This window comes from Paenibacillus antarcticus, from assembly GCF_001637225.1.
Taxonomy (GTDB): domain Bacteria; phylum Bacillota; class Bacilli; order Paenibacillales; family Paenibacillaceae; genus Paenibacillus_AQ; species Paenibacillus_AQ antarcticus.
Genome location: NZ_LVJI01000027.1, coordinates 65,758 through 82,787, shown reverse-complemented (window position 1 = coordinate 82,787; position 17,030 = coordinate 65,758). Strand labels below are relative to the sequence as shown.

The window sequence follows — 17,030 nt, the reverse complement described above, 5'->3', positions numbered from 1 at the left end:
GTTATTACACTCCTAGAATGGTTCCCATATTGGATAGTGGTTCTGCAAGCGCATCAAGCGTCTGGCTGAGTTTACGAATTTGGTCTTCTTTAAGCACTTCGTATGAAACGTAAGCATCGTTGACTTTGAATGGTGCCAATTCCTTCTGTAAAGAAGCAAATCGCTCACCGATGTCTTTTTCCAAGTCAGCGTCTTTCTTCTGTAGTTCTGGTTTTAATAATTCATATATTTTGGCAGCACCCTCTACATTGGCTGCAAAGTCATAAAGGTCTGTATGGGAATAACGCTCTTCTTCTCCTGTTACTTTGGAAGAGGACACTTCGTTTAGGAGCTCTACGGCACCTGTAACAAGCATGCTCGCATTGATATCGACTGTTTCTACTTTAGCGCGAAGGAGTTGAGCGTCTTTAAGTAGTTGATCAGCGACTTCTTCTTCTCCCTTGGTTGTTCCTGCTTCCCAAAGTGCTTTCTCGATGTGATGGAATCCACGCCATTCACTTGCATCGACATCGCCGTCTCGAGCATCGATATTCGGATCTAAATCCCCGAGTGCTTCAGCAATAGGCTCTATTCGTTCGTAGTACATCCGCGTAGGCGCGTATAATGCTTTGGCTTCTTCAAGGTTACCTTCTATTACTGCAGTAGTGAATTTCTCTGTTTCTTTCACGAACAGATCACACTGTTCAATGACATATGTACGATATTGATCAATAGCTGATTGTAGATCTGGAGAAGAGGTAGATTCGGGTGATTTAGTAGTGGTAGCATTCGTTGCTACAGTTTCGGAAGGAGTTGATTTATTCAAAGCTGGCTGTGCATTATTCTTAGCACAACCTGTAAATAGAATGGATGAAATCAATAAGCTTGCAGGTACAACATAACGTAATTTCAAAATGAACACCCCTTGTTTTCTTATAAATGATAATGATTATCAGTATCGGATAATCATTATCATAGAGCGGGTCTATTCCTATGTCAATACATTTTTTTCCTAATGATTCAGAATACGATCCTCTAATACGTGATTGCCTTGTAACTGTAAATGAAGGTAATTTTATGAATATAGATAACAAACGAAGTATGTTGGCGCTATTGGCAGTGGCTGTGAGCGCATTTGCAATTAGAACGACAGAATTTAAGCAAGTTGATGATTCCTGAGCGGTTAGGAGTCATCTTTATAATTTCTAATTTGTATAAATATATATATCCATATATTACTATGATTGATATAATAGTTAAAATATTACTATTTAATAGTTTAGAATCGGCATTTTTTCCAGATCGCTCTAGTATAAGAAGGGAGGTGAATTAAATGAAAAAAGTAGTTTTAATCGTATTAATGGCTTTCTTCGCTTTTTCTACTAACGCATTTGCTGCCTATACTGCAATATCTCATGATTTGACAGTAAGCCAACCTGCTCAACATAAAATAAGTGTTGGTCTTTGGAGTTCCACGAATGAAACGGTTGAGTTATCGCTTTACTCTAAAGGCCCTCTTGGTCAACTAAGTAAAGTATTCTCAACAACTGTGAACATTGGACCAACAACTCCAAGTCCAGTTGAATATTCTGTAGGGTACCTTTCCCCAGGAACTTATGTCATTAAAGGAGAGTTTCAAGGCACTTATGGTAGTCTAGGACCAGTTAGTCTACATCAAGTCTATTAATATGAAATAAAGAAAAGGACAAGCGTACTGATATTTCAGTCGCTTGTCCTTTTACATGCCAGCGTTAGTATTAAATCTCGGGTAACTTCTTGGTGTTGGTTTCTTAGGACTTTTCTTCGAAGGAGCTGAGAAGGGTGTGTACCCGCCAGCAAACATGGTCCCTATCTTGCAACTATGAGCTTTAGAGAGTTGTACGGGATCAGAACATTGTTCCTTTTCAAGTAATTTCAATAGAATCTTCGCACATGCACGAGCATCATCCAGTGCTTCATGATGGTTGAGCGGAATATCATAATGGTCTGCAATAACATTTAATTTGAAAGAAGGCATCTCTTGCAGTAGTTTTTTACTCAGTAAATACGTACAGTAATATTGAAAAGAAGGGTAATCTATTAACGATTTATCCAGACAGTATCGTAACACGCTCATATCAAATGAAGCATTATGCGCAACAATCTGTTTTCCTTGCAGGAGTGGTTCAAGCGTTGGCCACAATTCATGAAACGTGGGTTGCCCACTAACCATAGTTGGCGTTATCCCGTGGATCTGTATATTTCGATAATCAAAAGGCTGCTCTGGATCAATTAACCAGACATGTTCTGATGTTATAATACCTCCCCGTACTTCTACAAGTCCTAAAGAACAGGCACTTGAGCGATTCGCGTTCGCGGTTTCAAAGTCAATGGCAACAAAATCCATATGTAATAACTCCTTATTATTCATATCAGTCTATATATCTATATCATGCGTGTCTCTATTAATACTATCGTGGCATACTAGAAAATACAATCTACTAAAACGTTCCAATCAACCTCTATAGTGAAAATGACCCCTAGCGATGAGTAGCTACGGGTCATTCTATTATTAAGCCAATGCTTTCTTGAATTCTTCCGTTAAGAGTGGGACGACCACGAATAAATCGCCGACGATGCCATAATCGGCCATTTTAAATATAGGTGCTTCAGGGTCCTTATTAATGGCGATGATGATGCGGGATTGACTCATACCGGCCAAGTGCTGGATTGCACCGCTGATGCCACAAGCGATGTAAATTTCAGGAGTAACCACTTTACCAGTCTGACCGATCTGCAAGGCATAATCGCAATACCCCGCATCACATGCTCCGCGTGAGGCACCAACGGCTCCATTTAACACATCAGCCAGTTCTTGAAGAGGTCTGAATCCATCGACGCTCTTAACACCCCTACCACCAGATACGACGATTTTGGCTTCCGTTAGATCTACTTTTCCTGAGGTTTTACGAATGACATCTTGCACAACGGAACGAAGTGACGAAGGTGGAGTGAATTCCTTTGTAATAATTTGTGCATGTAATTCGACCGTGTCAGCGGCAGCGATATTATTGGGACGTATGGTAACGACTTGGGGACCGTCTGTGAATTTTTTGATCTCAAAAGCTTTACCTGCATAAAGGGGGCGAGTATAAAGAATTTCCGCGCCAGATTTCTCGATAGAAATGACATCAGAGAGCTGACCTGCTTCTAAATATGCTGCAATCATGGGGGCTAGCTCACGGCCTACAGCGGTATGGCCTAGAAAAACAGCATGAGGGTTCAAGGTATTCAATACATGCTTAATAGCAGTAAAGTGAATCTCTGCGTTGTATGTCTTCAAGTCCATATGGTCAAAGACATAGACCTGTCCGTTCAGGTGCTCGGATAGCTGTTGGGCAATATCCATTATTTGATGTCCCAATATAACGGTTGTAACGAAATCGTCATCTTCCTTAACCAAAGAAATAGCTTGGAGTGCTTCCAAAGTCACCTGACGTAGCTTACCATCACGTACTTCTGCGACAACAATGTAGAATTTACTCATAATCTCATCCCCTTTATTGGATTAAATAGATAACACATCTGAATGTTTAAGAAGATGAACGAGTTGGGATACTTGTTGGTTCAGTTCGCCTTGTAAAATTTGGCCTGAATTGCGCGAAGGAGGTAGGAAAAGGGAAATACGTTCTGTTTTGGCGATGATCTCAGATGAAGTAAGGCCTAAATCTTCTATGGACAAATGGTGAAAGGGCTTCTTCTTTGCTTTCATAATACCGGGTAGCGATGGGTAACGTGGCTCATTTAGTCCTTGTTGAGCAGTGAAAAGGGCAGGAAGAGAGACTTTCACGGTTTCGGTGTCCCCTTCGGAATCACGAAGGACGATGGCATGATCGCTAGAAACATCAATCTTGATGATCGATGAAACATGAGGAATATGGAGGAGCTGTGAGAGGCGTATAGCTACTTGACCTCCTCCGTTATCAATAGAGAAATTTCCCCCGAGAATGAGGTCGTAAGGTTGATTGTTGGCGAAATACGCGGCTAGAACCTTGGAGATGTTGAATTCCTCACTTCCTATACGATCTTCTGTGATGAGTACAGCTTCATCGGCTCCGAGTGCAAGGGCAGTTCTTAATGCTTCTGCTGTGCGACTAGGCCCGATAGATACGACTGTAATTGAACCTCCATGTTGTTCCTTTAGACGTATCGCTTCCTCAACGGCATATTCATCATATGGATTAATGACATATTTAACACCATCATCAGAAATCTCCCCATCCTGAATTATTATTTTCTCCTCCGTATCGAACGTTTGCTTGAGAATGACATAGATATTCATGTGATAATATCTCCCTTCTAACGATTATTTCAAGCCTCTTAGGAAAAACTCAACCGTTTTGTCTACCTGGGCGGATAATGAATATTTCCTTTCGGAGATGAGCCATGAGGTAACGACCTCATCCATTCCTCCAAACAATAACAACCGCGTTAACTTTATATCTAGGTCGGGTCGGAATAACTTCTCCTTGATTCCTTGCTCTAGAACTTCTTCAATCAGTTGGATATAGGGCTTTAATAGATGACCTATGGCTTTACGTAGTTCAAGTGAGCTTTGTCGAAGCTCAATCTGAGTCACATAGGCAAGGTTTACATTTTGTTCTAATTCAGCGAAATGGATCTGACAAATAGTACGTATGGCATCATCTGCTGAGTTGGTTTCACGAACGCTACTGTGAAACATGAGGATTAGATCACCTAAGCGTTGTTGTAAGAGGGAAATGAGAATATCTTCTTTGTTTTTAAAATACAGATAAACTGTACCGTCTGCTATACCTGCCTCCTTCGCAATTTTGGATACTTGAGAACCATGAAAGCCATTCTCAGCAATGACTTTTAATGCGGCTTCCAAAATCAGATCAAATTTCTCTTGTTTTCTACTTATCATGGAGCACCTCAGTGTTCTTGGTTGGAAAATGAATGAATCCTCATTCATTTTTTTATGATCATATGCATGAAGTCGCTGAATTATCTATATAGATTGAACTAAAGGTAAAAAGTCAGCAAAAACTTTAGCTCATTCTATCTAAATAGATTGAATTAAAGACACAAGTAACTTCAATTCATTCTATCTTTATAGATTGAATTAAAGGTGAAATTGGGGAGTGAAAGGATGGATTGAGATGGGTTGGAAGACTGCGAATTTCCTGTTGTTCTTGGCGGTAACCGGCTACGGTATCTATTTATTCTATAAAGCTGTGTATCATCGTTATTTGTATCTTAAGCTCGGAGGTCCAGCAGACTTTCGACAACGTGGTGAGGGAAGATGGGCGGAGTTCCTGTCACAGGTGTTCGCTCAGAAGAAATTAATGAAGGATCCTAAGAGTGGATTGATGCACATCATCATATTTTACGGATTCATTATATTACAGTTCGGGGCTTTAGATCTGATCGTAAAAGGGTTAACAGGTGGCAAACACTTGCTGATTCCAGGGTATGAAGTGTTCGGGCTCATGCAGGAAGTAACGGTGGTTCTAATCTTAGTTGCTATGGGCTATGCCGCGTATCGCCGTTATGGTGAGAAGCTAACCCGCTTGAAAAGAGGATGGAAGCCAAGCCTCGTCATCTTGTTCATCTTCTTCTTGATGGTCTCTGTCGTACTAACTTTAAGTTTCGAACGGGTGTGGATGGAGCTATCATTTACAGGCTACTCACCGATATCTTCTTTTATCGCATTAGCATTAACCGGAATTTCAAGTTCTACGGCATATGGTTGGTTCATGGTGTTCTGGTGGATGCACCTATTGATTCTATTGGCATTTTTGGTCTATGTTCCACAGTCGAAACATTTTCATATTATAACCGCTCCGATCAACATTTGGTTCCGTCGTAGCGCACCAGTAGGACGTCTCACAACGTTAGATTTAGAAGATGAAGAAGCGGAGTCATTCGGTGTCGGCAAGATCGAGGACTTTACACAGAAACAAATGCTCGATTTCTATGCTTGTGTGGAATGTGGACGTTGTACAGATGTGTGTCCTGCGAGCAGTACCGGCAAGGTGTTATCGCCAATGCACCTCATTACGAAACTACGAGATCATATGGTGGAAAAGGGAACTGCGATAACAGGGAAGTCACCTTGGGTGCCCCACTATTTATTTGCCTCGAGTGGAACTCATGCGTTAGGGACTGAGAAGTCTGATGTGGTGGCATGGAATGCAAACGGAAGTGGAATTACGAATACTGTACCAACACTCGAGTGGCATAAATCAACATGGGTCGAACAGGAGAAGAAATCATTAGAACTAGAGCTTATAGGTGATGTGATCACGGAAGACGAGATATGGTCTTGTACGACCTGTCGCAATTGTGAAGATCAATGTCCAGTAAGTAATGAACACGTCGATAAAATTATAGATTTACGCAGACATTTGGTGTTGATGCAAGGCAGTGTTCCTCACGAGGGGCAACGTGCAATGCAGAACATAGAGAGACAGGGTAATCCGTGGGGATTAAATCGGAATGACCGTGCCATATGGACTGGAGATATTGAGGGCATTAAAGTACCCACGGTGAAGGAGAATCCCGATTTTGAGTACTTATTTTTTGTAGGATCGATGGGATCATATGATCTTCGAAGCAGATCGATATCTAGAGCTTTTGCCCGTTTATTGAACGAATCTGGCATCTCCTTCGCTATTCTAGGGAATGAGGAGAAGAACTCAGGCGATACACCACGACGAATGGGTAATGAAATGTTGTTCCAACAGCTATGTGTGGATAACATTGCAACATTCCAGAAATACGATGTTCGGAAGATTGTTACTGCCTGTCCACATACGTTCAACACATTGAAGAATGAGTATCCTGAATTCGGACTTGAGGGAGTTGAAGTAACCCACCATACGCAACTACTCGATAAGCTCATTCAAGAAGGGAAATTAAATCCCCGTCATGAAGTGAAGGAACGCATTACGTATCACGATTCCTGTTATCTTGGCCGCTATAACAATGTCTATGACGAACCACGTAATATCCTGAAAGCGATACCAGGGGTAGAAATGGCTGAAATGAAGAGGTCGCGTGAGAATGGCATGTGTTGTGGTGCTGGTGGAGGCATGATGTGGTTAGAGGAGACGTCAGGTAAGCGGGTCAATCTAGCTCGAACAGAGCAGGCGCTAGAAGTTAATCCAACGGTTATTAGTAGTGCTTGTCCTTACTGTCTAACGATGATGGAGGATGGCACTAAGATGAAGGAAGTTGAGGATCTTGTCAAGGCAAAGGATATCGCAGAGATCTTGGAACAATCGGTATTCGGGGATCATCCCATCCGTTAAATAGTACTGATCTGAATTGGAGGGAATGAGAAGATGAATAAATCCATTCGCAAAGCGGCTGTTATCGGATCAGGAATTATGGGTTCAGGTATTGCGGCTCATCTAGCTAACGTTGGAATCTCATGCTTATTACTTGATATGGTCCCGAAAGATTTGACGGAAGAAGAGGTCAAGAAAGGATATACAATCGAACATCCTGCTGTTAGAAACCGCTTAGCTACAGGAGCCATTGCGAAATTACACAAGAGTACGCCATCGCCACTTTACGATGATGTATTCTCGAAACGAATCACCCCAGGGAATTTGTCGGATCATCTTGAACGAATATCAGAAGTAGATTGGGTGATTGAGGTAGTTGTCGAGAATCTTCAAGTTAAGAAGGATTTGTTGAGCAAGGTAGAACGTTATTGGAAGCCGGGAACGATTGTCAGTTCGAATACGTCTGGGATCTCTATTGAAGAGATGGTAGCTGATTGTAGTGAACCCTTTCAACAATGCTTCTTAGGAACACATTTTTTCAATCCACCTCGCTACATGAAGTTGTTAGAAATCATTCCGGGAACGAAGACAGATCCAGCGATTGTCCAACAGATGAAATTATTTGGCGAGAAGACATTAGGCAAAGGCGTCGTCGTAGCTAAGGACACTCCGAATTTCATCGCAAATCGAATCGGGACGTATGGACTTCTTATTACATTGCAAGAGATGTTGAACAATGGGTTTTCTGTAGAGGAAGTAGATGCAGTCACTGGACCTGCGATGGGACGCCCTAAAAGTGCTACGTTCCGGACGCTAGACATGGTCGGACTGGATACATTCGTTCATGTGGCAGACAATGTGTACGCGAATATAACGTCTGAAACGGAGAAAGCAGCATTTGCGGCTCCAGACGCTCTGACTAACATGGTCTCAAGAGGTTGGTTTGGTGAGAAGTCGGGTCAGGGGTTTTATTTGAAGAAAAAAGGGGCTAACGGTAGCGAAATATGGTCGCTCGATCTATCATCCATGGAATATCATCCTCAGAAGAAGGTAACTTCGGGTTCACTTGAAGCGGCGAGAATAGCAAAAGGGGCTCGGGCGAAAACAAAGGCTTTAATCGCTACAGGGGACCGCTATTCTGAATTGGCATGGAACATTCTGAAGCAGGTATTCCTGTATTCCGCTGAAAAAGTCGGTGAAATTGCGAATTCAATCCATGAAATCGATGAGGCAATGAAATGGGGATTTAACTGGGAGTTGGGTCCGTTTGAGACATGGGATGCGCTGGGGTTAGTCAGATCCGTTGAGCGTATGGAGAAGGAAGGGTTGCATGTTCCATCGTGGGTGAAGGACTGGATCGCAGCGGGTAATCAATCCTTTTATCAGAAGAAAGAAGGGACTTTATATTATGTATCTGAACAGAACTACAAGCAGGTAGAACAGCCACCGGAAATCATCAGACTAAGTAGCCTGAAGGAGCAGAACAAGATTGTAAAAGGAAACGACGGTGCGTGCTTGATTGATCTTGGAGATGGTGTGGCATGTCTTGAATTCCATTCACCAAACAATGCCATTGGTGCAGATATTCTGATGATGATCCAGCAAAGTATGGAGGAAGTACGAAATAACTTTGAAGGGATGATCATTGCCAATCAGGGACGGCATTTCTGCGTAGGCGCCAACATTATGTTGTTGTTGATGGAAGCACAAGATGAAGAATGGGATGAAATTGATGGCATTATCCGTTTATTCCAGAACACGATGTACAAGGTGAAAAGGTTCGAAAAACCTGTTGTTGCCGCTCCTCATCGGATGACCTTGGGTGGTGGTGTAGAGGCTTGTATGCCTGCAGATCAAGTTATTGCTGGGGCTGAAACATATTATGGTTTAGTTGAAGTGGGCGTTGGACTCATTCCTGCGGGTGGAGGCTGTAAAGAACTAGCGATGCGTGCAAGTCAGCGTGTGGGGCATTCTGAAGCGGATATTCAACCCTACATCAATCATATTTTTGAAACGGTTGGGATGGCAAAAGTCTCAACGAGTGGTCATGATGCTCAAAAGTTAGGTTATCTACGATCAACGGATCGCATTATTGCCAATCAGGATCATTTAATATATGAAGCCAAACAGGCTGTTCTTCGGATGAGCAAAGCAGGCTATGAACCGATCCCTGAAGAGAAGATTAGGGTATCGGGTTCAGAAGGTAAGGCAGTGCTACAACTTGGGGCTATCGGGATGAGAGAAAGTGGTTACATTAGTGATCACGATTTGTTAATTGCAAAAAAACTGGCTCATGTACTGGCTGGCGGTGATATACCCGCAGGTACGCTTGTGAGTGAACAGTACATGCTCGATCTGGAGCGGGAAGCCTTTCTGAGCTTGTGTGGTGAGCTGAAGACTCAACAACGGATGCAACATATGTTGACGAAGGGTAAGGCACTGCGAAATTAATTTATCCGGGGAGTGTGAGGATTCAATGAAAGAAGCTGTAATCGTGTCCATGGCACGTACCGCGATCGGCAAGTCGAAGAAGGGAAGTCTAGGGCAGACACGTGCGGATGAGCTAGGAAAGATCGTCTTGGAAGCTGTAATCGATCGTACCGCGGGTCTCTCGAAAGGGGACGTAGAAGATATTATTATCGGTTGTGCCATGCCAGAAGGTGCACAGGGATTGAACTTTGCCCGTATTATGTCTTTGTATGCTGGGTTTCCGGTTACAGTACCGGCGATGACGATCAATCGTTTCTGTGCTTCAGGATTACAGTCCATCGCCTTCGCAGCCGAACGGATCATGTTAGGGCATGCTGACGTCTTAATTGCTGGAGGAGTAGAAAGTATGAGTCAGGTACCCATGACGGGATTTAAGATTTCACCAAATCTTAGGATTGTTGAAGAAATGCCGGAAGTATATATCGCAATGGGGCATACAGCTGAGAGGGTCGCAGAGAAATTCAATATTTCTCGTGAAGATCAGGACCTATTCGCATCACGCTCACATGAGAAAGCAGCGCGTGCGATTGCTGAAGGTAAGTTTAAGGATGAGATTGCTCCGGTACAAGCGGAGTTGAAACATGTAGATGAGAGCGGTCAAATATCAGTACAATCATTTATTTTCGATACGGATGAGGGTGTTCGAGCGGACACCAACGTTGAAGCACTAAGTAAGCTGAAACCAGCTTTTAAATTAGGAGGTACCGTTACAGCAGGTAACACATCCCAGACGAGTGATGGTGCTGCTGCCATTGTCATCATGAGTAAAGAGAAAGCAGAGGAACTTGGATTAACGCCGCTAGCGACGTTTCGTTCTTTTGCAGTAACGGGTGTGGAACCAGAAATGATGGGAGTAGGGCCGGTCAAAGCGATCCCCAAAGCGCTACAAATGGCTGGCATTACACTTGACGACGTAAGTCTATTTGAGATTAATGAAGCTTTTGCTTCCCAATGTGTGCATGTCATCCGTGAGCTTGGCATTGACGAGGAGAAAGTCAACGTGAACGGTGGTGCCATTGCACTTGGACATCCACTTGGATGCACGGGTACCAAAATTACGACTACGCTAATTCAAGAATTGCGAAGACGTGGTGGTGGGTATGGGGTGGTATCCATGTGTATCGGAGGTGGAATGGGCGCAGCTGGGGTATTTGAAGTTCATCCTAAATAAGTTCACTCAGTAGGGCAAAGGAGAGGGAAACGATGAGCAAAGTGTTAGGTGGAAGTTTCATGATTGAGGATATCGATTTCAGGCAAATCGTGACGCCAGAGGACTTTACGGAAGAGCATCGTATGATTGCGGAGACAACCGAACAATTCGTAAGCGCTGAGATTACGCCGCGAGATGAAGAAATTGAAAAGTTGAACTATGGATTGACAGTGGAATTGTTACAAAAAGCCGGTGATATCGGTTTACTCGGTGCTGAAGTTCCAGAGAATTATGGGGGCCTAGGACTCGATAAGGTAAGTTCGACGTTAATTAATGAGAAGCTGACCAAAGCCTCCTCATTCGCCTTATCCTTTGGCGCGCATGTGGGGATTGGTACACTTCCGATTGTTTATTTCGGAACGGAAGAGCAGAAGCAGAAGTATTTGCCTGCGCTTGCTTCAGGTCAGCAAATTGCTGCTTACTGTCTGACAGAACCGTCTTCAGGATCGGATGCACTTGGCGCCAAAACAACGGCCACATTAGCAGAAGATGGTCAACATTACATTCTGAATGGAAGTAAGCAATTCATTACGAACGCAGGCTTTGCTGATATTTTCATCGTGTATGCCAAAGTGAATGGAAAGGATTTCAGCACTTTTATCGTGGAACGGACAATGGAAGGGGTTAGCTTCGGTCCAGAGGAAAAGAAAATGGGTATCAAAGGGTCCTCAACGCGTCCGTTGATTCTGGAAGATGTCAAAGTTCCTGTGGATAATCTATTGTGGGAAGTCGGTAAAGGACATTTGATTGCATTTAATATTTTGAATATTGGTCGATTTAAACTTGCAGCTGGATGTGTTGGAGGTTCGAAAGACTCGATTGAATATTCAGCGAAATATGCGAATGAACGCACACAATTTGGCCGTAAAATTTCCTCCTTTCCTCTCATTGGCAAAAAACTAGCGGAAATGAACACGCGGACATATGTGCTAGAAAGTATGGTGTATCGGACGGCAGGCCTATTTGATATCGGCTTAGCTGAAGTGGATTATGATAGTCCCGATGTAGGGTATCAATCCGCCAAAGCGATTGCAGAGTATCAGTTAGAATGTTCTATTAATAAAGTGTTCGGTTCTGAAACGCTCGATTTCATCGTGGATGAAGGCGTTCAAATTCATGGTGGATATGGATTTATTCAAGAATATCATGTTGAACGTAATTATCGGGATTCTCGCATAAATCGAATATTCGAAGGGACGAATGAGATCAATCGTTTACTCATCCCAGGTACGTTGATCAAACGAGCGATGAAGGGTGAGTTACCTTTGATGCAAAAGGCGTTAGCATTACAATCCGAATTATTAAGCCTAGTTCCTGGTCAGTTATTCGAAGGTACGCTTGAGCAGGAGACACATATGCTGTCTATGACAAAGAAAATATTCCTAATGGTTGGTGCACAGGCTGTGCAAAAGTACCAGTTGAAGTTAGAAGAGGAACAGGAGGTACTAAGTCATCTAGCAGATATGATGATTACCGTGTTCGCAATGGAGAGCGCTTTACTTCGTACATTGAAGATGATTAATCAAGTGGGAGAGGCGAAAGCCACAAATGCGATTTATATGACAGTCACCTTTATACACGAAGAGTTTGATCGGATCGAATGCTGGGCCAAAGAGACACTTGCAGCGATGGTATCAGGAGACATACTTCGCACTCAACTTTCAGTGCTGAAAAAGATGACCAGAAGAACACAGGTAAACACGTTAGGATTGAAACGGAAAATTGCTGCCAAAGTGATCGAAGCGGAGAAATACGTTCTATAATGCATGTTTAGATTACTTTTATAACGGATCCTTGAGAATGGGGTGGCCAACATGTTAAATAAACCTTGGTTGGAACATTATCCGGTTGAAGTACCCATAACATATGCTTATCCGAAACAGAATTTGGCGCAGTTTCTAGTGGAGTCGGCAGCATTATATCCAGAAAAGATTGCTCTAGATTTCTTAGGGTATAAAATGTCTTACAAAGTATTAATGGATTCGGTCTATCGTTTCACGAATGCTTTGCACAAGTTGGGTATTCGTAAAGGAGACCGAGTGGCGGTTATGTTACCGAATTGTCCACAAGCCGTAATTGCGTATTATGGAACGCTACTGATGGGCGGTATCGTTGTGATGACCAACCCCCTTTATATGCCACGGGAGTTGGAGTATCAGTTGAAGGACGCAAGTGTACAAATGATTGTAACACTTGATGCTCTAGTGGATCGGGTAAAGAAAGCGACAGAGAAAGACCCATTAGATTATATTCTGGTCACCTCTATTAAAGATTACTTACCGATCCCCAAGAACTGGCTATATGCATTGAAGACTAAAAAAACGGGAGTCCCAATCACATATGATAGCAGTGTATTATCCTTCCGTTCGTTCTTAAAACAGTCAATTGCGATACCTTATCAAATTCCCGTTGACGCGGAAGAGGACCTAGCGCTTATTCAATATACGGGCGGTACCACGGGGTTTGCTAAAGGTGTCATGCTGACACATATGAATCTGGTGGCCAATACCATTCAAGGTAAACTCTGGTTTTACCGCGCTGAAATTGGGAGAGAACGTTATTTAGCAGCGCTTCCGTTCTTTCATGTCTTTGGGATGACGGTGTTGCTTAATCAATCTATTCTTATGGCCGGTACGCTGATATTAATCAGATTCTTAAAACGATGGGCCGACTGAAGCCGACGGTATTTCCTGGAGCACCAACCATGTATATTGCAGTGATCAATCATCCTGATGTTCACAAATTCGATCTGTCTTCCGTCAAAATATGTATTAGTGGTGCAGCTTCTTTACCAGTTGAGGTACAGGAACGTTTTGAGAGTATCACAGGCGGTACATTGATCGAAGGGTATGGTTTAACAGAGACATCACCTGTAACCCATGCAAACAATCTTTGGGAGAAACGTAAAGTTGGTTCTGTGGGTATTCCTTTTCCAGATACCGAGGCTCGTATTGTCCATCCCGAATCAGGTGAAGACATGGCACAAGGTGAAATTGGTGAATTGATAGTCCGAGGTCCACAGGTCATGAAGGGATATTGGCAACAACAAGAAGAAACGGATAAGGCGCTTCGGGGTGGATGGCTATATACGGGAGATTTAGCAAGAATGGATGACGAAGGTTTTTTCTATATATTGGACCGCCGTAAAGACTTGATTATCGCTGGAGGGTACAATGTTTATCCGCGTGAAGTGGAAGAAGTATTATTCGAGCACCCAGATGTGGAAGAAGCGGTGGTTGCCGGCGTAGTGGATTCATATCGAGGTGAGACTGTAAAAGCGTACATCATACTGAAAGAGGGATCTAGTGCCAATGAGGAAGAGTTACAACGTTGGTGTAAGGAAAAATTAGCTGTATATAAAGTTCCCAAGATATATGAGTTTCGCGATACATTTCCAAAAACGTTGGTTGGTAAAGTGCTTCGACGAAAGCTAATTGAAGAAGATAATGACAAGATATCTAAGTAACGGTCATCTAGATACAAGTGTAATCAGTAAGGAGGATTAAATATGAAAGCGGATTCAGAGGATGCGCATCCTGACTTGGAACATTGGGGGAAAATAGCTGAATCTACGTTCTGGGGATTCTTAGGCTGTGAGCTTGAATCGTTAAGCGAGAATAAGGTAGTCGTCTCCATTGATATTAAGCCACATCATCTTAATTTAATCGGTATTCTTCATGGAGGTGTTCATGCGACGTTAATCGATTCAGCGATGGGTTTAATAGCGATGATTGCAAGACCTCAAGACAATGTAGTTACAAGTAATCTATCGATAAATTATTTGGCGCCAACGGAAATAGGACGGGTGATTGTAACTGCTGAACTCATACACAGTTCTCGTAAAATGATTACAACGCAAGCTTTTGCACGAACGGAGAAGGGCGATTTATGCGCTTTTGGAACGGGAACCTTCCGTGTCATTAATAAACCAGTTTGACGGTAAATAATCATAAGATGCACCGCCTAGGATGACAACCATGGGTAAGCTGGAGAAATTCTAGTAGGTGTATCTTTGTGATGCAATGGAATTAGGTTCAAGTGTGCTCATGAAATATACTGATTGTAGTAAGCGTATTCAATATTTAAAAAAAGATATAAAAAGATATTGATTATTTATAAATCATACTCTATGATAATGTCAACAGGACGAATTGAAAATTAAAGCACTTTAATTTTCGAACAAACAGATGCTTGCTATGCTGTATTTAATGGAGATATCGCTCGATAAAGTTAAAGCGCTTTAACTTTACTAATGCAGAAAGGTTGGTGTTTCAATGACCCACCGTGAAGGCCGGCGACAGACGATTTACATGTACTTGTTCCTTTCTCCTTGGCTCATCGGCTTCTTCGTATTCGCTCTGTATCCAATTTTATCATCACTGTATCTCAGCTTCACGGATTACGACATCATCCACCCTCCAGTGTTCGTCGGTCTTGCGAACTATACTGAGATGTTCGACAATGAACTGTTCTGGAAATCCGTCATAGTCACACTTAGGTATACCATTATCAGTGTACCTATACAGCTTATACTTGGACTTGGATTTGCATTACTGCTTCATCAGAAAATTCCATTCCGTGGATTCTTCCGGACGGCGATGTATTTTCCGAGCATGGTATCTGGTGTGGCGATGTCGCTCCTGTGGTATTGGATATTCAATCCGCAGATTGGTTTGTTCAATTACGTGCTTTCTTGGTTTGGTATTAAAGGACCTGCATGGCTCATGAATCCGGATACTTCGTTGTATGCCCTAATTATTATGTCCTTATGGACGGTAGGTACCGGAATGATCCTCTTTCTTGCAGGGCTTCAGGGAGTTCCAGCTAGCTTGATTGAAGCGGCTGAGTTGGATGGGGCAGGACGGTTCAAAACGTTCCTGAACGTAACGTTACCAATGCTATCACCCGTTCTACTCTTTCAACTCATTATGGGTGCGATCGATTCTTTTCAAGTGTTCACACAAGCCTTTGTTATGACGCAAGGGGGTCCGAACTATTCAACTTGGTTCTATGTCTACAACCTGTATACCAGCGCATTTAAAGAATACCGTGCAGGTTACTCGTCGGCATTGGCTTGGGTATTACTGATCGTCGTCATGCTATTCACAGCACTAGTTATGAAGTTATCGAACCGTTACGTGCATTATGAAGGAGGCGGAAACAAATGAGTACGATACCGTCAACGGGGCCGCATTCTCCGTCCTCCAAAGTCAGACGCAGACGCAAATTCGATGCTGTAAGAGTAATGAGTGTTATTTCACTAGTTATTATTACCTTTCTTATGTTGTTACCCCTGTTCTTCATGGTTTCAACCTCGCTGAAGTCTAAGCGAGAGATGCTCAAGTTCCCCCCAACGTTTCTTCCAGAGACGTGGCAGTGGAGTAACTATAAGGATATTTTCGATACCTTACAGTTCGGCACTTTATACGGTAATAGCTTACTCATTGGGGGATTGACCGTAGTAGGGACACTAATTTCTTCATCGCTTGCTGCCTACGGATTTGCTAGATACCGGGGGAAAGGTAAGAATATCTGGTTCATGCTTCTGCTCAGCACGATGATGCTTCCTTATCCAGCTATCATGATTCCACAGTTCATTCTCTTTTCCAAGATGAACTGGATTGACACTTTCCTGCCGCTAATCGTACCTGCATTCTTTGGCTCAGCGTATAACATCTTTCTGCTGCGCCAGTTTTTCACCACGCTGCCAGATGAACTGTTCGATGCGGGACGCATTGATGGTTGTGGCGAGTTCCGAATGTGGCTCAAGATCGCCCTTCCACTTTCCGGACCAGCACTTGCAACCGTAGCGATCTTTGCTTTCATCTACAGCTGGAATGACCTACTCACTCCGGTACTTTACTTAAGTTCATCGGAGAAATTCACGCTTCCAGTCGGTATGGCTTCTCTTACATCATCGCGGTTTCGTATTCCACCGTGGCATCTATTGATGGTTGCATCGGTGCTTGCTATGGTTCCGATTGTTACATTATTCGCCATAGCTCAGAAGCGATTCGTTGAGGGCATTGTACTCACAGGCATCAAGTAACTTACTT

At 43.0% G+C, this 17,030-nt stretch carries 14 protein-coding genes and 1 pseudogene; 10 read left to right on the top strand and 5 right to left on the bottom strand.

Translation table 11 applies throughout. The features are described from left to right. Positions 1-4: 4 nt before the first annotated feature. A complete protein-coding gene (efeO, locus tag PBAT_RS18050) occupies positions 5-892 on the bottom strand; it encodes an iron uptake system protein EfeO (RefSeq protein WP_068651538.1) in 888 nt (295 codons plus the stop codon). Positions 893-972: 80 nt separating this feature from the next. Here efeO and PBAT_RS25650 point away from each other — a divergent pair, with 80 nt between their 5' ends. Together PBAT_RS25650 and PBAT_RS18045 are read left to right on the top strand one after the other, a co-directional pair. After that, positions 973-1,158, top strand: a complete 186-nt coding sequence (locus PBAT_RS25650) for a hypothetical protein (protein ID WP_149466377.1) — start codon at positions 973-975, stop codon at positions 1,156-1,158. Between the two features lie 154 nt (positions 1,159-1,312). Continuing rightward, positions 1,313-1,666, top strand: coding sequence for a hypothetical protein (locus PBAT_RS18045; RefSeq protein ID WP_068651536.1), 354 nt, complete (start codon positions 1,313-1,315; stop codon positions 1,664-1,666). A gap of 51 nt (positions 1,667-1,717) precedes the next feature. On the opposite strand, the gene PBAT_RS18040 is transcribed toward PBAT_RS18045, so the two are convergent. The 4 genes from PBAT_RS18040 to PBAT_RS18025 form a co-directional block, all read right to left on the bottom strand. After that, positions 1,718-2,365 carry a 3'-5' exonuclease gene (locus PBAT_RS18040; RefSeq protein WP_068651534.1) on the bottom strand — a complete coding sequence of 216 codons (648 nt, stop codon included), beginning with the start codon at positions 2,363-2,365 and terminating at the stop codon, positions 1,718-1,720. A gap of 165 nt (positions 2,366-2,530) precedes the next feature. Next, the gene (locus PBAT_RS18035) at positions 2,531-3,505 is read right to left on the bottom strand and encodes an electron transfer flavoprotein subunit alpha/FixB family protein (RefSeq protein WP_068651532.1); all 975 of its coding nucleotides are present in this window, start codon (positions 3,503-3,505) and stop codon (positions 2,531-2,533) included. 21 nt (positions 3,506-3,526) lie between these two features. Next, on the bottom strand, positions 3,527-4,300 hold the full coding sequence (locus PBAT_RS18030; RefSeq protein ID WP_068651530.1) for an electron transfer flavoprotein subunit beta/FixA family protein: 774 nt from the start codon (positions 4,298-4,300) through the stop codon (positions 3,527-3,529). Positions 4,301-4,324: 24 nt separating this feature from the next. Further along, the gene (locus PBAT_RS18025; RefSeq protein ID WP_068651528.1) at positions 4,325-4,906 is read right to left on the bottom strand and encodes a TetR/AcrR family transcriptional regulator; all 582 of its coding nucleotides are present in this window, start codon (positions 4,904-4,906) and stop codon (positions 4,325-4,327) included. Between the two features lie 235 nt (positions 4,907-5,141). Between PBAT_RS18025 and PBAT_RS18020 the strand changes: the two genes are divergently transcribed. The 8 genes and pseudogenes from PBAT_RS18020 to PBAT_RS17985 all read left to right on the top strand — a co-directional run bounded on the left by PBAT_RS18020 (position 5,142) and on the right by PBAT_RS17985 (position 17,023). Further along, entirely contained in the window at positions 5,142-7,295 is a 2,154-nt protein-coding gene (locus PBAT_RS18020; protein WP_068651567.1) for a (Fe-S)-binding protein, read from the top strand. A 33-nt stretch (positions 7,296-7,328) separates the two neighbouring features. Next, complete coding sequence (locus tag PBAT_RS18015) at positions 7,329-9,725, top strand: 3-hydroxyacyl-CoA dehydrogenase/enoyl-CoA hydratase family protein (protein ID WP_068651526.1); 2,397 nt, start codon at positions 7,329-7,331, stop codon at positions 9,723-9,725. 25 nt (positions 9,726-9,750) lie between these two features. After that, positions 9,751-10,935 carry an acetyl-CoA C-acyltransferase gene (locus tag PBAT_RS18010; protein WP_068651524.1) on the top strand — a complete coding sequence of 395 codons (1,185 nt, stop codon included), beginning with the start codon at positions 9,751-9,753 and terminating at the stop codon, positions 10,933-10,935. 32 nt (positions 10,936-10,967) lie between these two features. Continuing rightward, positions 10,968-12,737: an acyl-CoA dehydrogenase family protein gene (locus PBAT_RS18005; RefSeq protein WP_068651522.1), complete on the top strand. Its 1,770-nt coding sequence runs from the start codon at positions 10,968-10,970 to the stop codon at positions 12,735-12,737. Between the two features lie 51 nt (positions 12,738-12,788). Beyond that, positions 12,789-14,440 (top strand): annotated as a pseudogene (locus PBAT_RS18000) (AMP-binding protein). Between the two features lie 42 nt (positions 14,441-14,482). Then, on the top strand, positions 14,483-14,911 hold the full coding sequence (locus tag PBAT_RS17995; RefSeq protein WP_068651520.1) for a PaaI family thioesterase: 429 nt from the start codon (positions 14,483-14,485) through the stop codon (positions 14,909-14,911). Between the two features lie 337 nt (positions 14,912-15,248). Then, positions 15,249-16,142: a carbohydrate ABC transporter permease gene (locus PBAT_RS17990; RefSeq protein ID WP_068651518.1), complete on the top strand. Its 894-nt coding sequence runs from the start codon at positions 15,249-15,251 to the stop codon at positions 16,140-16,142. Beyond that, positions 16,139-17,023: a carbohydrate ABC transporter permease gene (locus PBAT_RS17985; protein WP_068651516.1), complete on the top strand. Its 885-nt coding sequence runs from the start codon at positions 16,139-16,141 to the stop codon at positions 17,021-17,023. Before PBAT_RS17990 ends, PBAT_RS17985 begins: the two co-directional genes overlap by 4 nt. The last annotated feature ends 7 nt before the right edge of the window (positions 17,024-17,030 follow it).